11 protein-coding genes are annotated in these 13948 nt (G+C 63.3%); 6 read left to right on the top strand and 5 right to left on the bottom strand.

Annotation, left to right across the window (positions count from 1 at the left end):
* The first annotated feature begins 33 nt into the window (after positions 1-33).
* Positions 34-732 (top strand): hypothetical protein, encoded by a 699-nt coding sequence (locus ACYVHT_RS02445; protein WP_460547580.1) that lies wholly within the window; start codon positions 34-36, stop codon positions 730-732.
* A 3-nt stretch (positions 733-735) separates the two neighbouring features.
* On the opposite strand, the gene ACYVHT_RS02440 is transcribed toward ACYVHT_RS02445, so the two are convergent.
* Entirely contained in the window at positions 736-1143 is a 408-nt protein-coding gene (locus tag ACYVHT_RS02440) for a hypothetical protein (RefSeq protein ID WP_460547578.1), read from the bottom strand.
* A gap of 544 nt (positions 1144-1687) precedes the next feature.
* On the opposite strand from ACYVHT_RS02440, the gene ACYVHT_RS02435 reads away from it, so the two are divergent.
* The 3 genes from ACYVHT_RS02435 (at position 1688) to ACYVHT_RS02425 (ending at position 5593) form a co-directional block, all read left to right on the top strand.
* On the top strand, positions 1688-4129 hold the full coding sequence (locus ACYVHT_RS02435; protein ID WP_460547577.1) for an endonuclease MutS2: 2442 nt from the start codon (positions 1688-1690) through the stop codon (positions 4127-4129).
* A gap of 135 nt (positions 4130-4264) precedes the next feature.
* Entirely contained in the window at positions 4265-4792 is a 528-nt protein-coding gene (locus ACYVHT_RS02430; protein WP_460547575.1) for a hypothetical protein, read from the top strand.
* 162 nt (positions 4793-4954) lie between these two features.
* Positions 4955-5593, top strand: coding sequence for a nuclear transport factor 2 family protein (locus ACYVHT_RS02425; protein ID WP_460547573.1), 639 nt, complete (start codon positions 4955-4957; stop codon positions 5591-5593).
* A 76-nt stretch (positions 5594-5669) separates the two neighbouring features.
* Here the strand turns inward: ACYVHT_RS02425 and ACYVHT_RS02420 are convergent, their stop codons facing one another.
* The 3 genes from ACYVHT_RS02420 to murB form a co-directional block, all read right to left on the bottom strand.
* On the bottom strand, positions 5670-8036 hold the full coding sequence (locus tag ACYVHT_RS02420) for a phospholipase D-like domain-containing protein (protein ID WP_460547571.1): 2367 nt from the start codon (positions 8034-8036) through the stop codon (positions 5670-5672).
* A 121-nt stretch (positions 8037-8157) separates the two neighbouring features.
* The gene (locus ACYVHT_RS02415) at positions 8158-9165 is read right to left on the bottom strand and encodes a hypothetical protein (RefSeq protein WP_460547569.1); all 1008 of its coding nucleotides are present in this window, start codon (positions 9163-9165) and stop codon (positions 8158-8160) included.
* A gap of 119 nt (positions 9166-9284) precedes the next feature.
* On the bottom strand, positions 9285-10319 hold the full coding sequence (gene murB / locus ACYVHT_RS02410) for a UDP-N-acetylmuramate dehydrogenase (RefSeq protein WP_460547567.1): 1035 nt from the start codon (positions 10317-10319) through the stop codon (positions 9285-9287).
* Positions 10320-10550: 231 nt separating this feature from the next.
* Here murB and ACYVHT_RS02405 point away from each other — a divergent pair, with 231 nt between their 5' ends.
* Positions 10551-11096, top strand: coding sequence for an RNA 2'-phosphotransferase (locus ACYVHT_RS02405; RefSeq protein WP_460547565.1), 546 nt, complete (start codon positions 10551-10553; stop codon positions 11094-11096).
* Positions 11097-11106: 10 nt separating this feature from the next.
* Here ACYVHT_RS02405 and ACYVHT_RS02400 read toward each other — a convergent pair whose 3' ends face one another.
* Positions 11107-12504 (bottom strand): sugar MFS transporter, encoded by a 1398-nt coding sequence (locus ACYVHT_RS02400; protein ID WP_460547563.1) that lies wholly within the window; start codon positions 12502-12504, stop codon positions 11107-11109.
* A gap of 121 nt (positions 12505-12625) precedes the next feature.
* Here ACYVHT_RS02400 and ACYVHT_RS02395 point away from each other — a divergent pair, with 121 nt between their 5' ends.
* Positions 12626-13807 carry a THUMP domain-containing class I SAM-dependent RNA methyltransferase gene (locus ACYVHT_RS02395; RefSeq protein WP_460547561.1) on the top strand — a complete coding sequence of 394 codons (1182 nt, stop codon included), beginning with the start codon at positions 12626-12628 and terminating at the stop codon, positions 13805-13807.
* Positions 13808-13948 lie beyond the last annotated feature (141 nt).

Here is a 13948-nt window from a genome sequence, read left to right as displayed (position 1 = left end):
TTGCACATCTTCAGAATGATTTGACCACTACCCATGACTGCTTCTACCTTTCAGCTTCGCCTAGTCGTTCAATGGAAGACGATACTGCTCATATTTAGCGGGCTTTTAGTAATTATTCTTGCTGTTTTTTTTGCAGCAATTCTTTATACCATAGGGTATCAAATGGGCGGCATCGCTGGCTTGATTGCCTTGTTCTTATTGATTTTTTTCGGTGGTTTATACGGGATAATTCAATTAGGTAAAAAAATATGCGTTTATGAGGCACAAATCTTTATTACTGATAAAAAAATAACCATCAGAAGATGCAATGAATGGCCAGTTTCTATTGGCTATAATGACATTAGCTCGTATCGGTATCAGGTATTTAATGGCGGCTACGAATTGCGAATAAGGCTGTTGAATGGTGACGTGCAAAAGCTGAATACCGGAGGTGAGTTAGTATCAGCAGCTGATACAGCTGCCTTTGCTGCGATGGCTGCGGCATTTGAATCAGTCGTAAGTGAGTACCAGCAATTACAGGGAAAATACATCCCCGTATTGAGAGAGAAAACATTTTTCGAAAAGCCGATAGCGACGGTTTTGTTAGTTGTTTATGCAGTCGTGGTAGTCACGGCTATCTGCCTGATGGTTATCAGGCACAAATTCATGCCGAATGCGCTCGGCTCATTTGGGTTATTCATTGCATTTGTTGCCGCCTGGCGGGCCGCTAGGCGGCAGCGGCACAGCAGCTAAGGGCTAACCTGCCACCGGGTCCGCCGCCTGCTCCCCCGCCACCACCAGCAACAGCGCATCCTCGCCGGTGCTGGTGAGGCGCCAGTGGCGCTTGCCGATGCGGCTGGTGTAGTACACCAGGCCATAGCCCTGCAGCACCAGGCCGAGGCGGGCCACGCGGCTCTCCGTGAGTTTCAGCAGGGGCAGGAGCTGCTGCACGGTCAGCTCGGGATGGTCCATGAGGGCGAGGAGGAAGCGGGCCTGGCTTTCGGCGGTGCGGCGGTCGCGCTGGGGGTGCTGGGTGCGCAGCCAGTGGGCCACGCGGGCCTGCACGGCGGGCGGGTCGTGGCGCAAGGGCGGCGGGGGCGGCGGGTTGTCGCGCAGGTGAATGCGCTGGGCAAAGCGGGCGGCTAAGGAATCGGGCGGGAGCATGGCGCGGGGCAGGGCAAAGGCGGCGTTCGGCCGCAAGATACCGCACCGTCCGGCCTATCCGGTAAATCGTCAGGCGTTTTCGGCACTACGACGCCTCTTTTTGGGCTTTCGAACAGCCTTCCTGCTTCTTCAAACGGCTTTCCCGTGTTTTCGAACGGCTTTCCCGTGCTTTCGAACAGCTTTCCCGGCACTCCTACGGGCTTTCCCGCCTCTTCATAAATGGTTTCCGGTAGCGCAAAGGGTGTACTGATTGGTGCGAACATCGTTCAGATGGATGAGAACGGCCTACTAGGTGACGGGAGCAGCCTTCTAAGCGGTGGAAACGGCCTGCTAAGTGCGCTTGCCGGCGTTCAGATGCTTGTAAACGTTGGTCTGAGGTGTTTGGCCGTTGTTCTGGTGGGGCATGCCGTTGTACTGGGGCAAATGGGCCGGGGGCGCGCCGGCGGGCCGGGCGAAAGAGAAGATGCAGGGCCGGCGAATCTTCCCGGCCCGCCGGCTGTTTACCTTCGTATCCGATTACTGTAAATACCGAACCACTACCTACTTGCTCTTACCCCAACACTTCGAACAAAAAATCGGCTTCAGCACCCTGCGCGAGCAGCTCGAAGCCAACTGCCTGAGCGCGCTGGGCCGGCACTACGTGGCCCGCATGGAATTCCAGACCAAGCACGAGCCGCTGCTGAAGGTGCTGCAGCAGACCAGCGAATTCACGTACCTGCTGCGCTCCGGGGCCGATTTTCCGGCCGCGCACTACCACGATGCCCAGGCCCACCTCAAGCGCGCCGCCCTGCCGGGGGCCTACCTCGACGTGGCCGCCTTCTTTGAGGTGAAGATGAGCCTGCGCACCATCCGGCAGGCGCTGAGCTTCTTCTCCGACGCCGAGGCCGGCCTCTACCCCACGCTGCGCCTGCTGGGCATCGGGGTGCAGGTCGACCGCAATTTGCTGGCCGCCCTCGACAAGGTGGTGGACGACGAGGGCGGCGTGCGCGACGACGCCAGCCCGCTGCTGCGCCAGATTCGGCAGGAGCTCATTGCCCGGCAGGGCCAGCTGCGCCGGCAGATTGCCGGCATTCTGCGCCACGCCAAAACCGAGGGCTGGATTCCCGGCGATGCCGAGCCCACGATACGCGGCGGGCGGCTGGTGCTGCCCGTCATTGCCGAATTCAAGCGCAAGGTGAAGGGCCTGATTCACGACGAATCGGCCTCGGGCCAGACCGTATTCATCGAGCCGGCCGAGGTGTTTGAGCTCAACAACGACATCAAGGACCTCGACAATGCCTACCACCGCGAGCTGATTCGCATCCTCACGGACCTCACCACCCGGCTGCGGCCCCACATTCCGGACCTGCGCAAGGCCTACTCGTACCTGGGGCTGATTGACTTCATCCGGGCCAAGGCGCGGCTGGCCGTCACCCTCGATTGCCAGCTGCCCCTGCTGCACAACAAGCCCCTGCTGAAGTGGGTGAAGGTGCGCCACCCGCTGCTGCAGCTGGCCTTTGCCCAGCACAAAAAAGACTCCGGCGATGCCCGCGAAGTGGTGCCGCTGGATTTGGAGCTGAACCACGAGCAGCGCATCCTCGTCATTTCCGGCCCGAACGCGGGCGGCAAGTCGGTGAGCCTGAAAACCGTGGGCCTGGTGCAGTTTATGCTGCAAATGGGCCTGCTGATACCCTGCGCCGACAATTCCGAAGCCGGCGTGTTTGAGGACATTTTCCTGGACATCGGCGACGAGCAGAGCCTCGAAAACGACCTCTCGACCTACTCCTCGCACCTGCTGGCCATGAAGCAGTTCCTGACCCTGGCCGGCAAGAAAAGCCTGGTGCTGATTGATGAATTCGGCACCGGCACCGAGCCCAGCCTGGGCGGCGCCATTGCCGAGGCCGTGCTCGACCAGCTGAACCGCGCCCGCGTGTTCGGCGTCATCACCACGCACTACACCAACCTGAAGAACTTCGCCGAGCGCACCCCGCACCTCATCAACGGGGCCATGCGCTACGACCCGGAGAAATTGCAGCCCCTCTACCGGCTGGAAGTGGGCAAGCCGGGCTCGTCGTTCGCCATCGAAATTGCCCGCAAAATCGGCCTGCCGAAGGAGGTGGTGGAGCGCGCCACCCAGCTGGTGGGCAAGGATAAAATTCGCTACGACCGCCTGCTCGAAGGCCTCGAAAAAGAGAAAACCGAGCTCGAGCAGCGCACCGCCGAAGCCGCCAAAGCCGAGCGCCGCCTCAAGCGCGCCGCCCAGGAATACCAGGACCTCAAGCAGCACCTCGAAGACACCAAGATGGAAACCCTGCGCACCGCCAAGCAGCAGGCCAAGGCCCTTTTGGTGAACACCAACCAGCAAATCGAAGCCACCATTGGCGAAATCCGGCGCGGCAATGCCGAGAAGGAAGTGAACAAAGCGGCCCGCGAAAAGCTGGAAACCTTCGTGCAAAAGGAGCTGCAGATTGAGCCGCCCAAGCCCAAGGCCACCCGCGAGCGCGCCGAGGCCGGCGCCCTGCAGCCCGGCGACAAAGTGGCCCTCTTCGGCCAGGAAGGCCACGGCGAAGTGGTGAGCGTGAAGGGCAACACGGCCGAAGTCATGTTCGGCGGCCTGAAAACCCTCACCAAGCTCAGCCAGCTCGAAAAGCTGGGCCGGGCCGAAATCCGCGAGCGCGAGCAGGCCGCCAAGGCCAAAGCCGGCCGTCTGGGCGGCAGTGGCGGTGGCGGCAACGGCCTCAACATCACCGACCGCATGGCCGGCTTCAGCCCCACGCTCGACCTGCGCGGCGAGCGCGCCGAAGACGCCCTCACCAAAACCATGAGCTTCGTGGACGACGCCGTGATGCTGGGCATGCCCGAAATCAAGTTCCTGCACGGCCGCGGCAACGGCGTGCTGCGCCAGGTGGTACGCGACTACCTGCGCAGCCAGCGCGCCGTGGCAAGCGTAGCCGACGAGCACGCCGATAGGGGCGGCGACGGCGTCACCATTGCCGTGCTGAAGTAAGCCGCTGCCCGGGTAGAAAAAAAAGGCCAGCGACCTCGTCGCTGGCCTTTTTTGGGGTTATGATATTTTATAATAAAGATATTTATTTTAAATGCTGAAAATTTGTGCGGGTTTCACTCCCTTGCACTTTCCCCCATGGCCCTCGATTCAACCCCTCCTGTGTTCACCGTTGGCGTTTACCGCACGGACTGCAACAACCTGCTGGCCCCGCCCAACTCGCCCGAGGCGTGGTGCTACCACCGGCGGCGGGCACAGGCCCTGCACGAGCTGTTCGATGCCGACCCGACCGTGAACGTGGCCAGCTGGGGCCAGACGGACGACCAAGCCCAAACCCACGAATACGTGGAAATGGCCATGCAGCTGGTGGCGCACCCGCCCGTTTCGGCGGCGGCCACGGCCGCTCTGGGGTTTGTGGGGGCCGCCCTGGGCAGTGCCGCCACCGACCTGGTGAAGGACGGCCTGAAATACCTAGTGAAGAAGCTGTGGGAGAAAAACGCGCCTGCCGAAAAATTTCAGGAAGTAGTGATACACACCGGCGGCGTGCAGGTGGTATGCCGGGTCGAAAGCACGGGCCTGAAGGTGCACATCCACCACGCTGGCGGCAGTGCGCAGGCGGTATATCCGCCATCCACGCCGCCCGCCCCGGCCCGGCCCGAAGACTGACCCGACCCGCAGGGCGTAAAGATAGCTTGGTATAATTATTATTTGTCTTGTTATGTAAATAATATTGATTGTGATATATATTTGAAAAAAAATTGCTAAGTAGAGAGTTGAGCGCGAATGTCGCTGCGCGTCTATTGGCACTCATTTAACCCGCTGATGCTTATGAAATCGTTATTTACCTTCTTTCTGCTGGGCTTACTGCTGGCCGCCTCGCCCACCTGGGCCCAGAAAAGAGGCTCCGCCAAGTCGCGCTCGGCCAAGCTGGCCGCCGCCCGCGCGGCCCAGGAAAAAGCCGAGCGCACCCGCCGCGCCGAAGCGGCCGCCAAGCTGGCCGCCGCCATGCCCGTATCCGACGGTCCTGATGCGACTGAGCTGCTCCGCATCGAGGAAGCCTGGGCGCAGGCCACCATCCGCAACGATGCCGAAACCATTACCCACCTGCTGGCCGACGAGTACGTGGCCGTCAATTCGCAGGGAATGGTGACGGGCAAGGCCGACGTGCTGGCCGCCATTGCCAACGACGAAGCCCAGTGCGACATCAACAAGCCCTTCGAATACATTGTGCGCGTGTACAACAACTCGGGCCTGGTGGTGCACAACACCAGCTTCCGGGGCCGCCTGAACGGCAACATCACCAGCGGCGAGTACCGCACCATGCACATGTACGTGAAGCGCAACGGCAAGTGGCTGGTGGTGGCCAACCAAACCACCTTCGTGGTGCCGGAGCGCATGACCCTGGTGTCGAAAAACGATGCACGCGAGCGCAAGCGCAAACGCAACAAAGACGTAGCCGGGCAATAAAGCCGGCTTGGCAGCAACGAAAAAGGCGGCTCCCGCGTGGGAGCCGCCTTTTTTGCTGGCCGTAAGGCGGGGCGGGCTATTGCACCACCACGCGGCTTACCTGCGTCGATTCGGGCGTGGTCACCTGCACCAGGTACAGGCCCGATTTCAGGGCCGTGGCATTGATGCTCAGGTCGGCACCGGTCAGGGGCTGGGTCTGGGTCAGCACCACGCGGCCGGTCACGTCACGCAGCACGATGGTGGCCGTGCGGGCACTGGTGCTGGCCAGGTGCAGCTGGAAGCTGCCGCTGGCGGGGTTGGGGTACACCTGCATGGTGCTGGTTTGCACCGTGCCGTTCTGGGTGGCCAGCGTGAGGCGGCACACGGTTACCCCGGCCACGTTCTGCTCCGAAACGCGGGTCGAGAATTCCTGATAATACTGGTTCACGATGCGGGCATCGTGGATAACGAGCGTGTTTTCGTCGTTTTCGTTATCGGCCGAGTTGGTCCAGTTGTGCGAGCCCAGGAAAATGGTGGGGTCCGACTGGGAAGCGCCGGCATCCACCAGCAGGTATTTGTGGTGGTAGATGTAGGAGCCGCGCTTCAGAATCATGCGGTTGCCGATGGCCGATTTGATGACGCGGAAGTTGTTGCCCGAGCCGTCGGTAGCCGACGTGTCGTTGGTCACGCCTTCGGTGCAGGCCGCGATGCCGCGCAGCGTCACCCGGTCGCGGATGGCGCGGGCGATATCAGAACGGGTAATCAGCATCGACGAAATGTGCATGTCGTTATCGGCCGTCTGCACGGTTTCGATGAGGTGACCGTTCACGTTGTCGGTGGGCGAGAACCACGACTGCACGTCGCGGCCGCCAATGCGCAGGTAGTGCGGCGTGTTGTCGGTTTTGCGGTTGCCAAACAGCAGCGTGCCGGGCGTGAGCGTGGTGCTGCCCCACATCTCGTTGAATTCGATGGTATAAACGCGGGCCAGGGCCTGGTCCTGCACGGCAATGGCCGAGTTGCGGTCGGTGGAAAGCTGGGCGGCGGTCCAGTTGGTCGAGCCCGTCCATACCCAGGGAGCGTTGGCCACGGTCGTGTCGGCATCAATCACCACAAATTTGTTGTGCATGATGGCGCTGCCGCTGCTGCCGGCCTGGGCCGGCCGGCCCACCCGCGGGATGGAAGCCAGCAGGCCGTTGCTGATGCTCACGTTGGCGTTGTCGTCCTCATAAATCACGCGCACCTTCACGCCGCGCGTCCGGGCGGCGTTCACGGCCGTCAGAATGGTGGGGCTGTTCCAGTTGTAGATGGCGATGTCCAGGGTTTTGCGGGCCTTGTTGATGTAGCTGGCCAGGGTATCGGCAATGTGGCCGCTGGGCAGGTACACGGCGCTGTTGCCGGGCAGGGCCAGGGTGTTGTCCACCGGGTTGTTGAAGTACACTTTCATGCGGCCGCTCGAGAGCGAAGCCGTAATCATGGGCACCACCCGCGACTGCGACTGGCCCACGCTGTTCACCGAAATGGCCTGCACGTAGTAAACCGTGGCCGGCTGCAGGCCGGTGAGGGCCAGGCTATGGGTGGTGGTGCTGGCAGCGTTGGTCACGAGCGTGAACGGGCCGGTGGCCGAAGTGCCGTAGCTGAGCTGGGTGTCGCCCGCGTTCTGGGTGATGAAGTTCACCGTGAAGCCCGTGCTGGTGATGTTGCTGGGGGTCGGCGTACCAATCAGGTTCGGGGTAAGGCCCTGAATGAAGTCGGCGTAGAGGCGGGGCAGCAGCTGGTAGCCCGTCGTGGTGTTTACCGCGCCGGTGTTGCTGGTCATGTGCTGGCTAATCAGGCCAATGGCATCATACAGGCCCGTGGGCGCGGGCTTGCCGATGAGGCCGTAGGGCCCGGTGCTGGCCGCGTTGATGTAGAGCGGAGTAGCCGCGTTGTTGTTGATGCGGTAGCCGGCCGAAACCGACGCAAAAGCCGTGACCGGGGCCCCGGCCGTGGTGTTGATGGACGTGATGCCGTTGATGCGCACCAGCTGGCCTTCGTACTGCTCGGCAAAAGCAGGCGTGATGCTGCCGGCCGGGAACGAAACCGGCACCACCGGCCGGTTGCCGGCCAGAATGGTGACGCTGGTGATGGGGTCGATTTCCAGGAATCCGTAAAACTGCTTCAGCTGGCCCGTTACCAGAATGCTGTCGCCGGGCTGCACCGAGTTGAGGGTGGCGGCTACGGCCGGAGTGGTGCCGGCGCTGCCGCCGTAAGCCGCAATGCCGGCCGTCCCGTCCTGAAAGTAGCGAATCGGGCCGAGCTCGCTGCCGTTGGTGGCAATGCCGCGCACCGTGACCGTGGCACCGGCAGTGGCATTGGTGGTGGGCTGCTGCGCCCGGGCGGCCGCGATGGTAATAGGCGTTTGGGCTGCGGCCGGCCGAAAGACAGCCATTCCCAGCATCAACGCCAGCAGGGTAAGTTTCTTCATAAAAAAAACAGGTTTACGAAACGGTTAACTTTTAATTATTAGGCATTAAACCGAAATGCAAAGATGCTGCATTTCAGCCAAACGAACCGCCCGGGCCGGCCGACCGTTCCCCGCGGGCAGGTTAATTTTTTGCGTTGCTGCGTCCGCGCTTGCCGCTGGCGGTGATGAACGGGACCGGCGCGGCGGTTTCGGTGCCGGCCGCGTTGTGCGAGCTGACCTCCACGTAGTAAGTGGTGCCCGGAATCAGGTCTTCCAGCGTGAGGCTGTGGTGGGTGGTCTGCGCGGGGTCGAGGCGGGTTTCCTTCAGCTGCTTGGCATCGAGGCCGAAGCGGATGCGGGTGTCGCCGGGGTTGAGGGTGGAGTACACCACCGTGAAGCCGGTGGCGCTCACGTTCACCGGCACGGGCTCCTCGGTGAGGCGGGGCAGGCCGCCGCCGCGCACAAAGTCGGTGGCCAGGCGGGGCAGCAGCTGGTAGCCACCCGTGCCGCCCGGCGAATACTGGCTCATGATGCCGCGCACGTCGAATGGCTCGTTGGTGGGAACGGTGGCACCCACCAGGCCATCGGCCCCGGTGCTGGCCATGCCCACGCGCACCAGTGCGCCGGGCAGGCCGTCGAGCAGGTAGTTGGAATTGCCGGCCAGGGCTCCGGCTGGTGTGCCGGCCGGGGTAAGCAGCTTCGTGCCACCGGTGATTTCCAGCAGGCGGCCTTCGTTGGCTTCGGTGAAAGCCGAGGCGGCCTGGGCTACCGGCACGCGCACGGGCCGCAGCCGCCGGCCGCCGGCCAGCTTGTGAAACGACACGATGGGGTCCATTTCCAGCAGGCCGTTGTAGTTCTTGAGCTGGCCCGTGACCTGCACGCTGTCGCCGGCCTGCAGGTCGCCGTAGCCGGGCAGCTTGGCCGGCTGCGCGTAGAGCGCGAGGCCGGCTTCGGCATCCTGCACGTAGCGAATGTTGCCCATTTCGGGGCCGTTCAGCACCACGGCACGCACCGTGACGGTGCTGCCCGCGCCCTGCGCCCGGGCAGCTTTCACGGTGAGAACGGGCGGCACGGCCGCATTGGAGGGAGGGGTAGAGGTGGGCGCTGAGGTCCCAATAAGCAGAACGGAAAGCAATACGTTTGTCAGCATAGCAAATTGAAATATACGCAGACCAGATGGGGTCAGCTTCTACAAAGTTGCTAACAAATTCGGTATTCCCTTGCTCATATTCGATGAATTGGCCGCCGTGCAAGGCGAGTGCTATACAATCACAAAATATTAACTTCCGGGTGCAGCTCGATGCCGAACTGCTGGCGTACGGACGAGATTATCTCCTCGGCCAGCTGGCGCACTTCGCCGCCGGTGGCGCCGCCGTGGTTCACCAGCACCAGGGCCTGGCGGGCGTGCACGCCGTGGGTGCCGGGGCCGGGGCCGCGCCGCAGCCCTTTCCAGCCGGCCCGCTCGATGAGCCAGCCGGCGGGCACCTTCACGCCGCCGGGCACGGGGTAGCCGGGCAGCTCGGGGTACTCGCTTTTGAGGTGGTCGAACTTGGCCTGCGATACTTCGGGGTTTTTGAAGAAGGAGCCGGCATTGCCGATTTCGGCCGGGTCGGGCAGCTTGCTGCGGCGGATGTGGATGACGGCCCGGCTCACGTCGTGCGGCGTGGGTTCGCCTTCGATGCCCAGCTCGGCCAGGGTATCGGCAATGGCGCCGTAGCGCACGTTGGGCCGGGCCTGGCGGTGCAGGCGCAGCACCACGGCCGTGACCACAAACTGGCCCTTGAGCACGTTCTTGAACACGCTTTCGCGGTAGCCGAAGCCGCACTCGGCGGCCGAGAACACGCGCAGGGCGCCGCTAGCAATCTCCACGGCTTCGAGGTGGTCGAAGGTGTCGCGCAGCTCGGCTCCGTAGGCCCCGATGTTCTGGAGCGGGGCCGCGCCCACGGTGCCGGGAATGAGCGAGAGGTTTTCAATGCCGCTCAACTGCTGGTCGAGGGCGTATTCGACGAGGCCGTGCCAGCTCTCGCCCGCCCCGGCGCGGACGAGGACGGTGCCGTCTTCGCCGTTTTCCGAAATAATTTCCAGCCCGCGAATCTCGTTTTTGAGCACCACGCCGTCGAAATCCCGGGTGAAAAGCAGGTTGGAGCCGCCGCCGAGGATGAGCTTGTCGGCGGCCTGCACCGGCGGCAGCTGCAGGAGCTGGCGCAGCGCATCGGCCGAGGCGAAGCGGGCGAAATAGCGGGCCTTCACATCTAGGCCAAACGTATTGTAGGGGCGGAGGGAGACATTTTCTTCGAGTACCATGCCGCAAAGGTATTCCCGGTCGCGCACCGGTCCAGGGTGGTTCGGAACCGGTCGGAGGTGGTTCCGCACCACTCCCGACCGGTTTCGAACCACTTGGGACCGGTTCCGCACCACCGTGGACCGGTTCCGCACCACCGTGGACCGTTTCCGCACCACCGTGGACCGGTTCCGCACCACCCTGGACCGGTTCCCAACCACTTGGTGCGGATTGCAGGCTACTACCTTTATAACATGAATACCAAGCAAACAACTCGCCTCAGCAAGTTTCTGAGCCTGCATCTGCGCCATAAACCGGCTGCCATCGGGCTGACTTTGCAGGAGGGCGGCTGGGTGGGCGTGGCCGAATTGCTGGCTGCCTGCGCGGCGCACGGCACCCGCATCAGCCCGGAAGAATTGACCGAAATAGTAGCTGGCTGCGACAAGCAGCGTTTTGCCTTCGATGCCGACGGCACCCGCATTCGCGCCCAGCAGGGCCACAGCGTGGAGATTGACTTGCAGCTGCTGCCGGCGGTGCCGCCCGCCGTGCTCTACCACGGCACGGCCCCGGCCGCGCTGCCCGCCATCTGGCGCGAGGGCTTGCACAAGATGAAGCGCCACCACGTCCACCTCTCGCCCGATGCGGAGACGGCGCGACGCGTGGGCGCCCGGCGCGGCCCGCCGGTGATTCTGACAGTGGATGCGGCGGCGATGCACGCCGTCGGGGCGGTGTTCTACGAATCCGGCAACGGCGTGTGGCTGGTGGATGCCGTGCCGCCGCAGTATCTGGGGGAAGGGTAGCGCTACTGCGCTACCGCACCCGGTAGCCGCTCACGGCATAAAATAGCATGTACAGGTAGCACAGCGCCGGCACCACAAACGCCACCCGCAGCCCGCCGCCGTGCGTGGCCAGCCAGCCCATGAGCGGCGGAATGAGCGCCCCGCCCACAATGGCCATAATCAGGTACGACGAGCCCTGCTTGGTGAACGGCCCCAGCCCGGTGATGGCCAGCGGGAAAATCACGGGCCACATAATGGAGTTCATCAGACCGCAGAGCACGATGAGCCAGAGGGCGGTTTCGCCGGTGCTCAGAATAGATGCGCCCACCAGTGCCGTGCCGGCCGCGCACACCGCCACCAGCAGCACGCGGTTGTGAAACTTGAGCAGCAGCGGAATGCCCACCACCCGCCCGATAAGCGAGCCAAACCAGTACGACGACACCAGCACCGCGCCCACGGCCTTGGTGAAGCCGGCGGCCGTGTCAATGGGGGCCGGTTGCTGGCCAAACAGCACGCCCACGTAGTTGGTGGCCACGTTGAGGCCGCGCACCAGGCTCTGGGTGAAGCCGGACAGCTGCTGAATCCCCTGCGCCTCGCCGTAGCGAATGAGGAAGGAGCCAAGGCCTACTTCGACGCCCACGTAAACGAAAATGGCCACCACGCCCAGCACCAGATGTGGAAAAGACAGCGCCGAGGTGCGCCCCGCTGCCATGGGCCGGGCTTCTTCGGCGGCTTCTTCGGGAATGCCTTCGATGTCGGGTAGCTTCACCAGGAAGAAAAACAGCGCCGCCAGCAGCACCAGAAACACGGCCAGCCCGATGTAGGGGCCTTTCACGAGCTGCGACTCTTCGGCCAGGCGCTCGCTCAACGGCAGGGCGGCCAGCCGGGCCTTGAGGGCCACCGAGCCCCCAAACAGCACCAGCCCGCCCACCAGCGGCGAGAGGCTGCCGCCGAAGTTGTTGGCCACGCCCACCACGCTCACCCGCGCCGCCGCGCCCCGCGCCGGCCCCAGAATGCTGACGTAGGGGTTGGCCGCCACCTGCAGCAGCGTGATGCCCGCCCCCAGCGTGGCCAGCGCCGTCAGGAACAGGGCGAAGGCCCGCGAGTCGGCTGCCGGAATGAAGAGCAGCGCGCCGCCCGCCATCACCAGCAAGCCCACCACGATGCCGCGCTGGTAGCCCAGCTTCTTCAGCACCCAGCCCGCCGGCAGCGACATGAGAAAATAAGCCCCGAAAAAGGCCGACTGCACGGCCGACGACTGCAAATCGGTGAGCTGGCACACGTCTTTCAAATACGGCATCAGCACGTCGTTGAAATTCGTGACGGCCCCGAACAGGAAGAACAGGGTGGTCATCAGCACCATGGGGCCGGCGTAGGAGCGGGCGGGCGCAGCCGAGGCGGTGGGGACGGAGGAAGGAGCAAGAGCCATATAATGCAGCAGGTTGACGGCGAAAGGCGAAAGTAGCGCGAACTTTGTAGTTCGCGTTTCGGTGCCGCCGGGATATTCCTGAATTCGGCGCGGGGACGCGAACTACAACGTTCGCGCTACGATGCACCTCACCGCCACCACCCAGTTCGGCCTGGAAGAACTGCTCGCCGACGAGCTCTACGCCCTCGGGGCCGACATCACGCACGTCGGCTCCCGCGCCGTCGAGTTCATCGGCGACCACCGCCTGCTCTACGAAACGGCCTTGTGGAGCCGCCTGTCCATGCGCCTGCTGCGTCCGTTTGCCGCCTTTTATGCCGCCGATGAAAAAGCCCTCTACCGCGAGGTGAGCCGCATCGACTGGCAGGATTTCATCGGCCCCGGCCAGACCTTCGCCATTACGCCGGTGGTGAACCGCTCCACCTTCGAGCACTCGCTGTTCGTGGCCCAGCTCACCAAAGATGCCATCGTCGACCAGTTCCGGGCGCGCACCGGCGAGCGGCCCAGCATCGACACCCGCACGCCCGATATCCGCCTGCACCTGCGCATGACGGAGAACGAAGTCATCCTCAGCCTCGACGCGGCCGGCGACTCGCTGCACCGCCGCGGCTACCGCCAGCACACCAACGAAGCCCCGCTGAACGAGGTGCTGGCCGCCGGGCTGGTGCTGCTCTCCGGCTGGGATGGCAAGCAGCCCCTCATCGACCCGATGTGTGGCTCGGCCACCATCCTCACCGAGGCGGGCCTCATCAGCCAGCGCATCGCGCCCGGCCTGTTCCACCAGGGCAAGTTCGGCTTCGAAAACTGGTACGACTTCGACTCCGAGCTCTGGCAGCAGGTGCGTGCCGAGGCCGAGGCCCAACGCCTCGAAGAGCCGCAAGCCTACCTCGCCGGCTCCGACCTTGATGCCAAAACCATCGACCTGGCCGCCGCCAACATCACCGCCGCCGGCCTGGAAGACTGCATCCGCCTATCGGTGCGCGATGTAAAAGACGCCGTGGCCCCAGCCAAGGAGGAGCCCGGCATCGTGCTGATGAACCCGCCCTACGGCGAGCGGATAGGGGAGGAAGCCCAGATGGCCACGCTGTACAAGACGATTGGCGACACGCTGAAGACGAATTTCCAGGGCTACAACGCGTTTGTGTTCACCGGAAATCTGGAGGCGGCGAAGAGCATCGGGCTAAAGCCGGCGCGGCGCATTCCGCTGTTTAACGGGCCGATTGACTGCCGGCTGCTGAAGTATGAGCTGTATGGCGGGAGCCGGCGGGAGCCGCGGGCGGCGCGGCCGGAAAACCTCACCCCCTGACCCCCTCTCCCAAAAAGAGGGGGCACCGGTTCGTGAAGACGTTTCTTGTAGCACATGCTTTAGCTTGTGCGGCGTGAGGCCCAGGTTTTTAATCAAGCACAAGCTAAAGCATGTGCTACGGTTGAAAAGCAAGTCCGGTGC

The organism is Hymenobacter daeguensis (assembly GCF_054780555.1).
Note: the sequence above shows the minus strand (reverse complement) of the source record. Positions and strands in the feature narration are given on the sequence as shown.

Bases quoted from the DNA above. Each gene is read 5' to 3' on its own strand.
- ACYVHT_RS02445 (WP_460547580.1), top strand. From the start codon at position 34: ATGACTGCTTCTACCTTTCAGCTTCGCCTAGTCGTTCAATGGAAGACG.
- ACYVHT_RS02440 (WP_460547578.1), bottom strand. From the start codon at position 1,143: ATGCTCCCGCCCGATTCCTTAGCCGCCCGCTTTGCCCAGCGCATTCAC.
- ACYVHT_RS02430 (WP_460547575.1), top strand. From the start codon at position 4,265: ATGGCCCTCGATTCAACCCCTCCTGTGTTCACCGTTGGCGTTTACCGC.
- ACYVHT_RS02425 (WP_460547573.1), top strand. From the start codon at position 4,955: ATGAAATCGTTATTTACCTTCTTTCTGCTGGGCTTACTGCTGGCCGCC.
- ACYVHT_RS02420 (WP_460547571.1), bottom strand. From the start codon at position 8,036: ATGAAGAAACTTACCCTGCTGGCGTTGATGCTGGGAATGGCTGTCTTT.
- ACYVHT_RS02415 (WP_460547569.1), bottom strand. From the start codon at position 9,165: ATGCTGACAAACGTATTGCTTTCCGTTCTGCTTATTGGGACCTCAGCG.
- murB (WP_460547567.1), bottom strand. From the start codon at position 10,319: ATGGTACTCGAAGAAAATGTCTCCCTCCGCCCCTACAATACGTTTGGC.
- ACYVHT_RS02405 (WP_460547565.1), top strand. From the start codon at position 10,551: ATGAATACCAAGCAAACAACTCGCCTCAGCAAGTTTCTGAGCCTGCAT.
- ACYVHT_RS02400 (WP_460547563.1), bottom strand. From the start codon at position 12,504: ATGGCTCTTGCTCCTTCCTCCGTCCCCACCGCCTCGGCTGCGCCCGCC.
- ACYVHT_RS02395 (WP_460547561.1), top strand. From the start codon at position 12,626: ATGCACCTCACCGCCACCACCCAGTTCGGCCTGGAAGAACTGCTCGCC.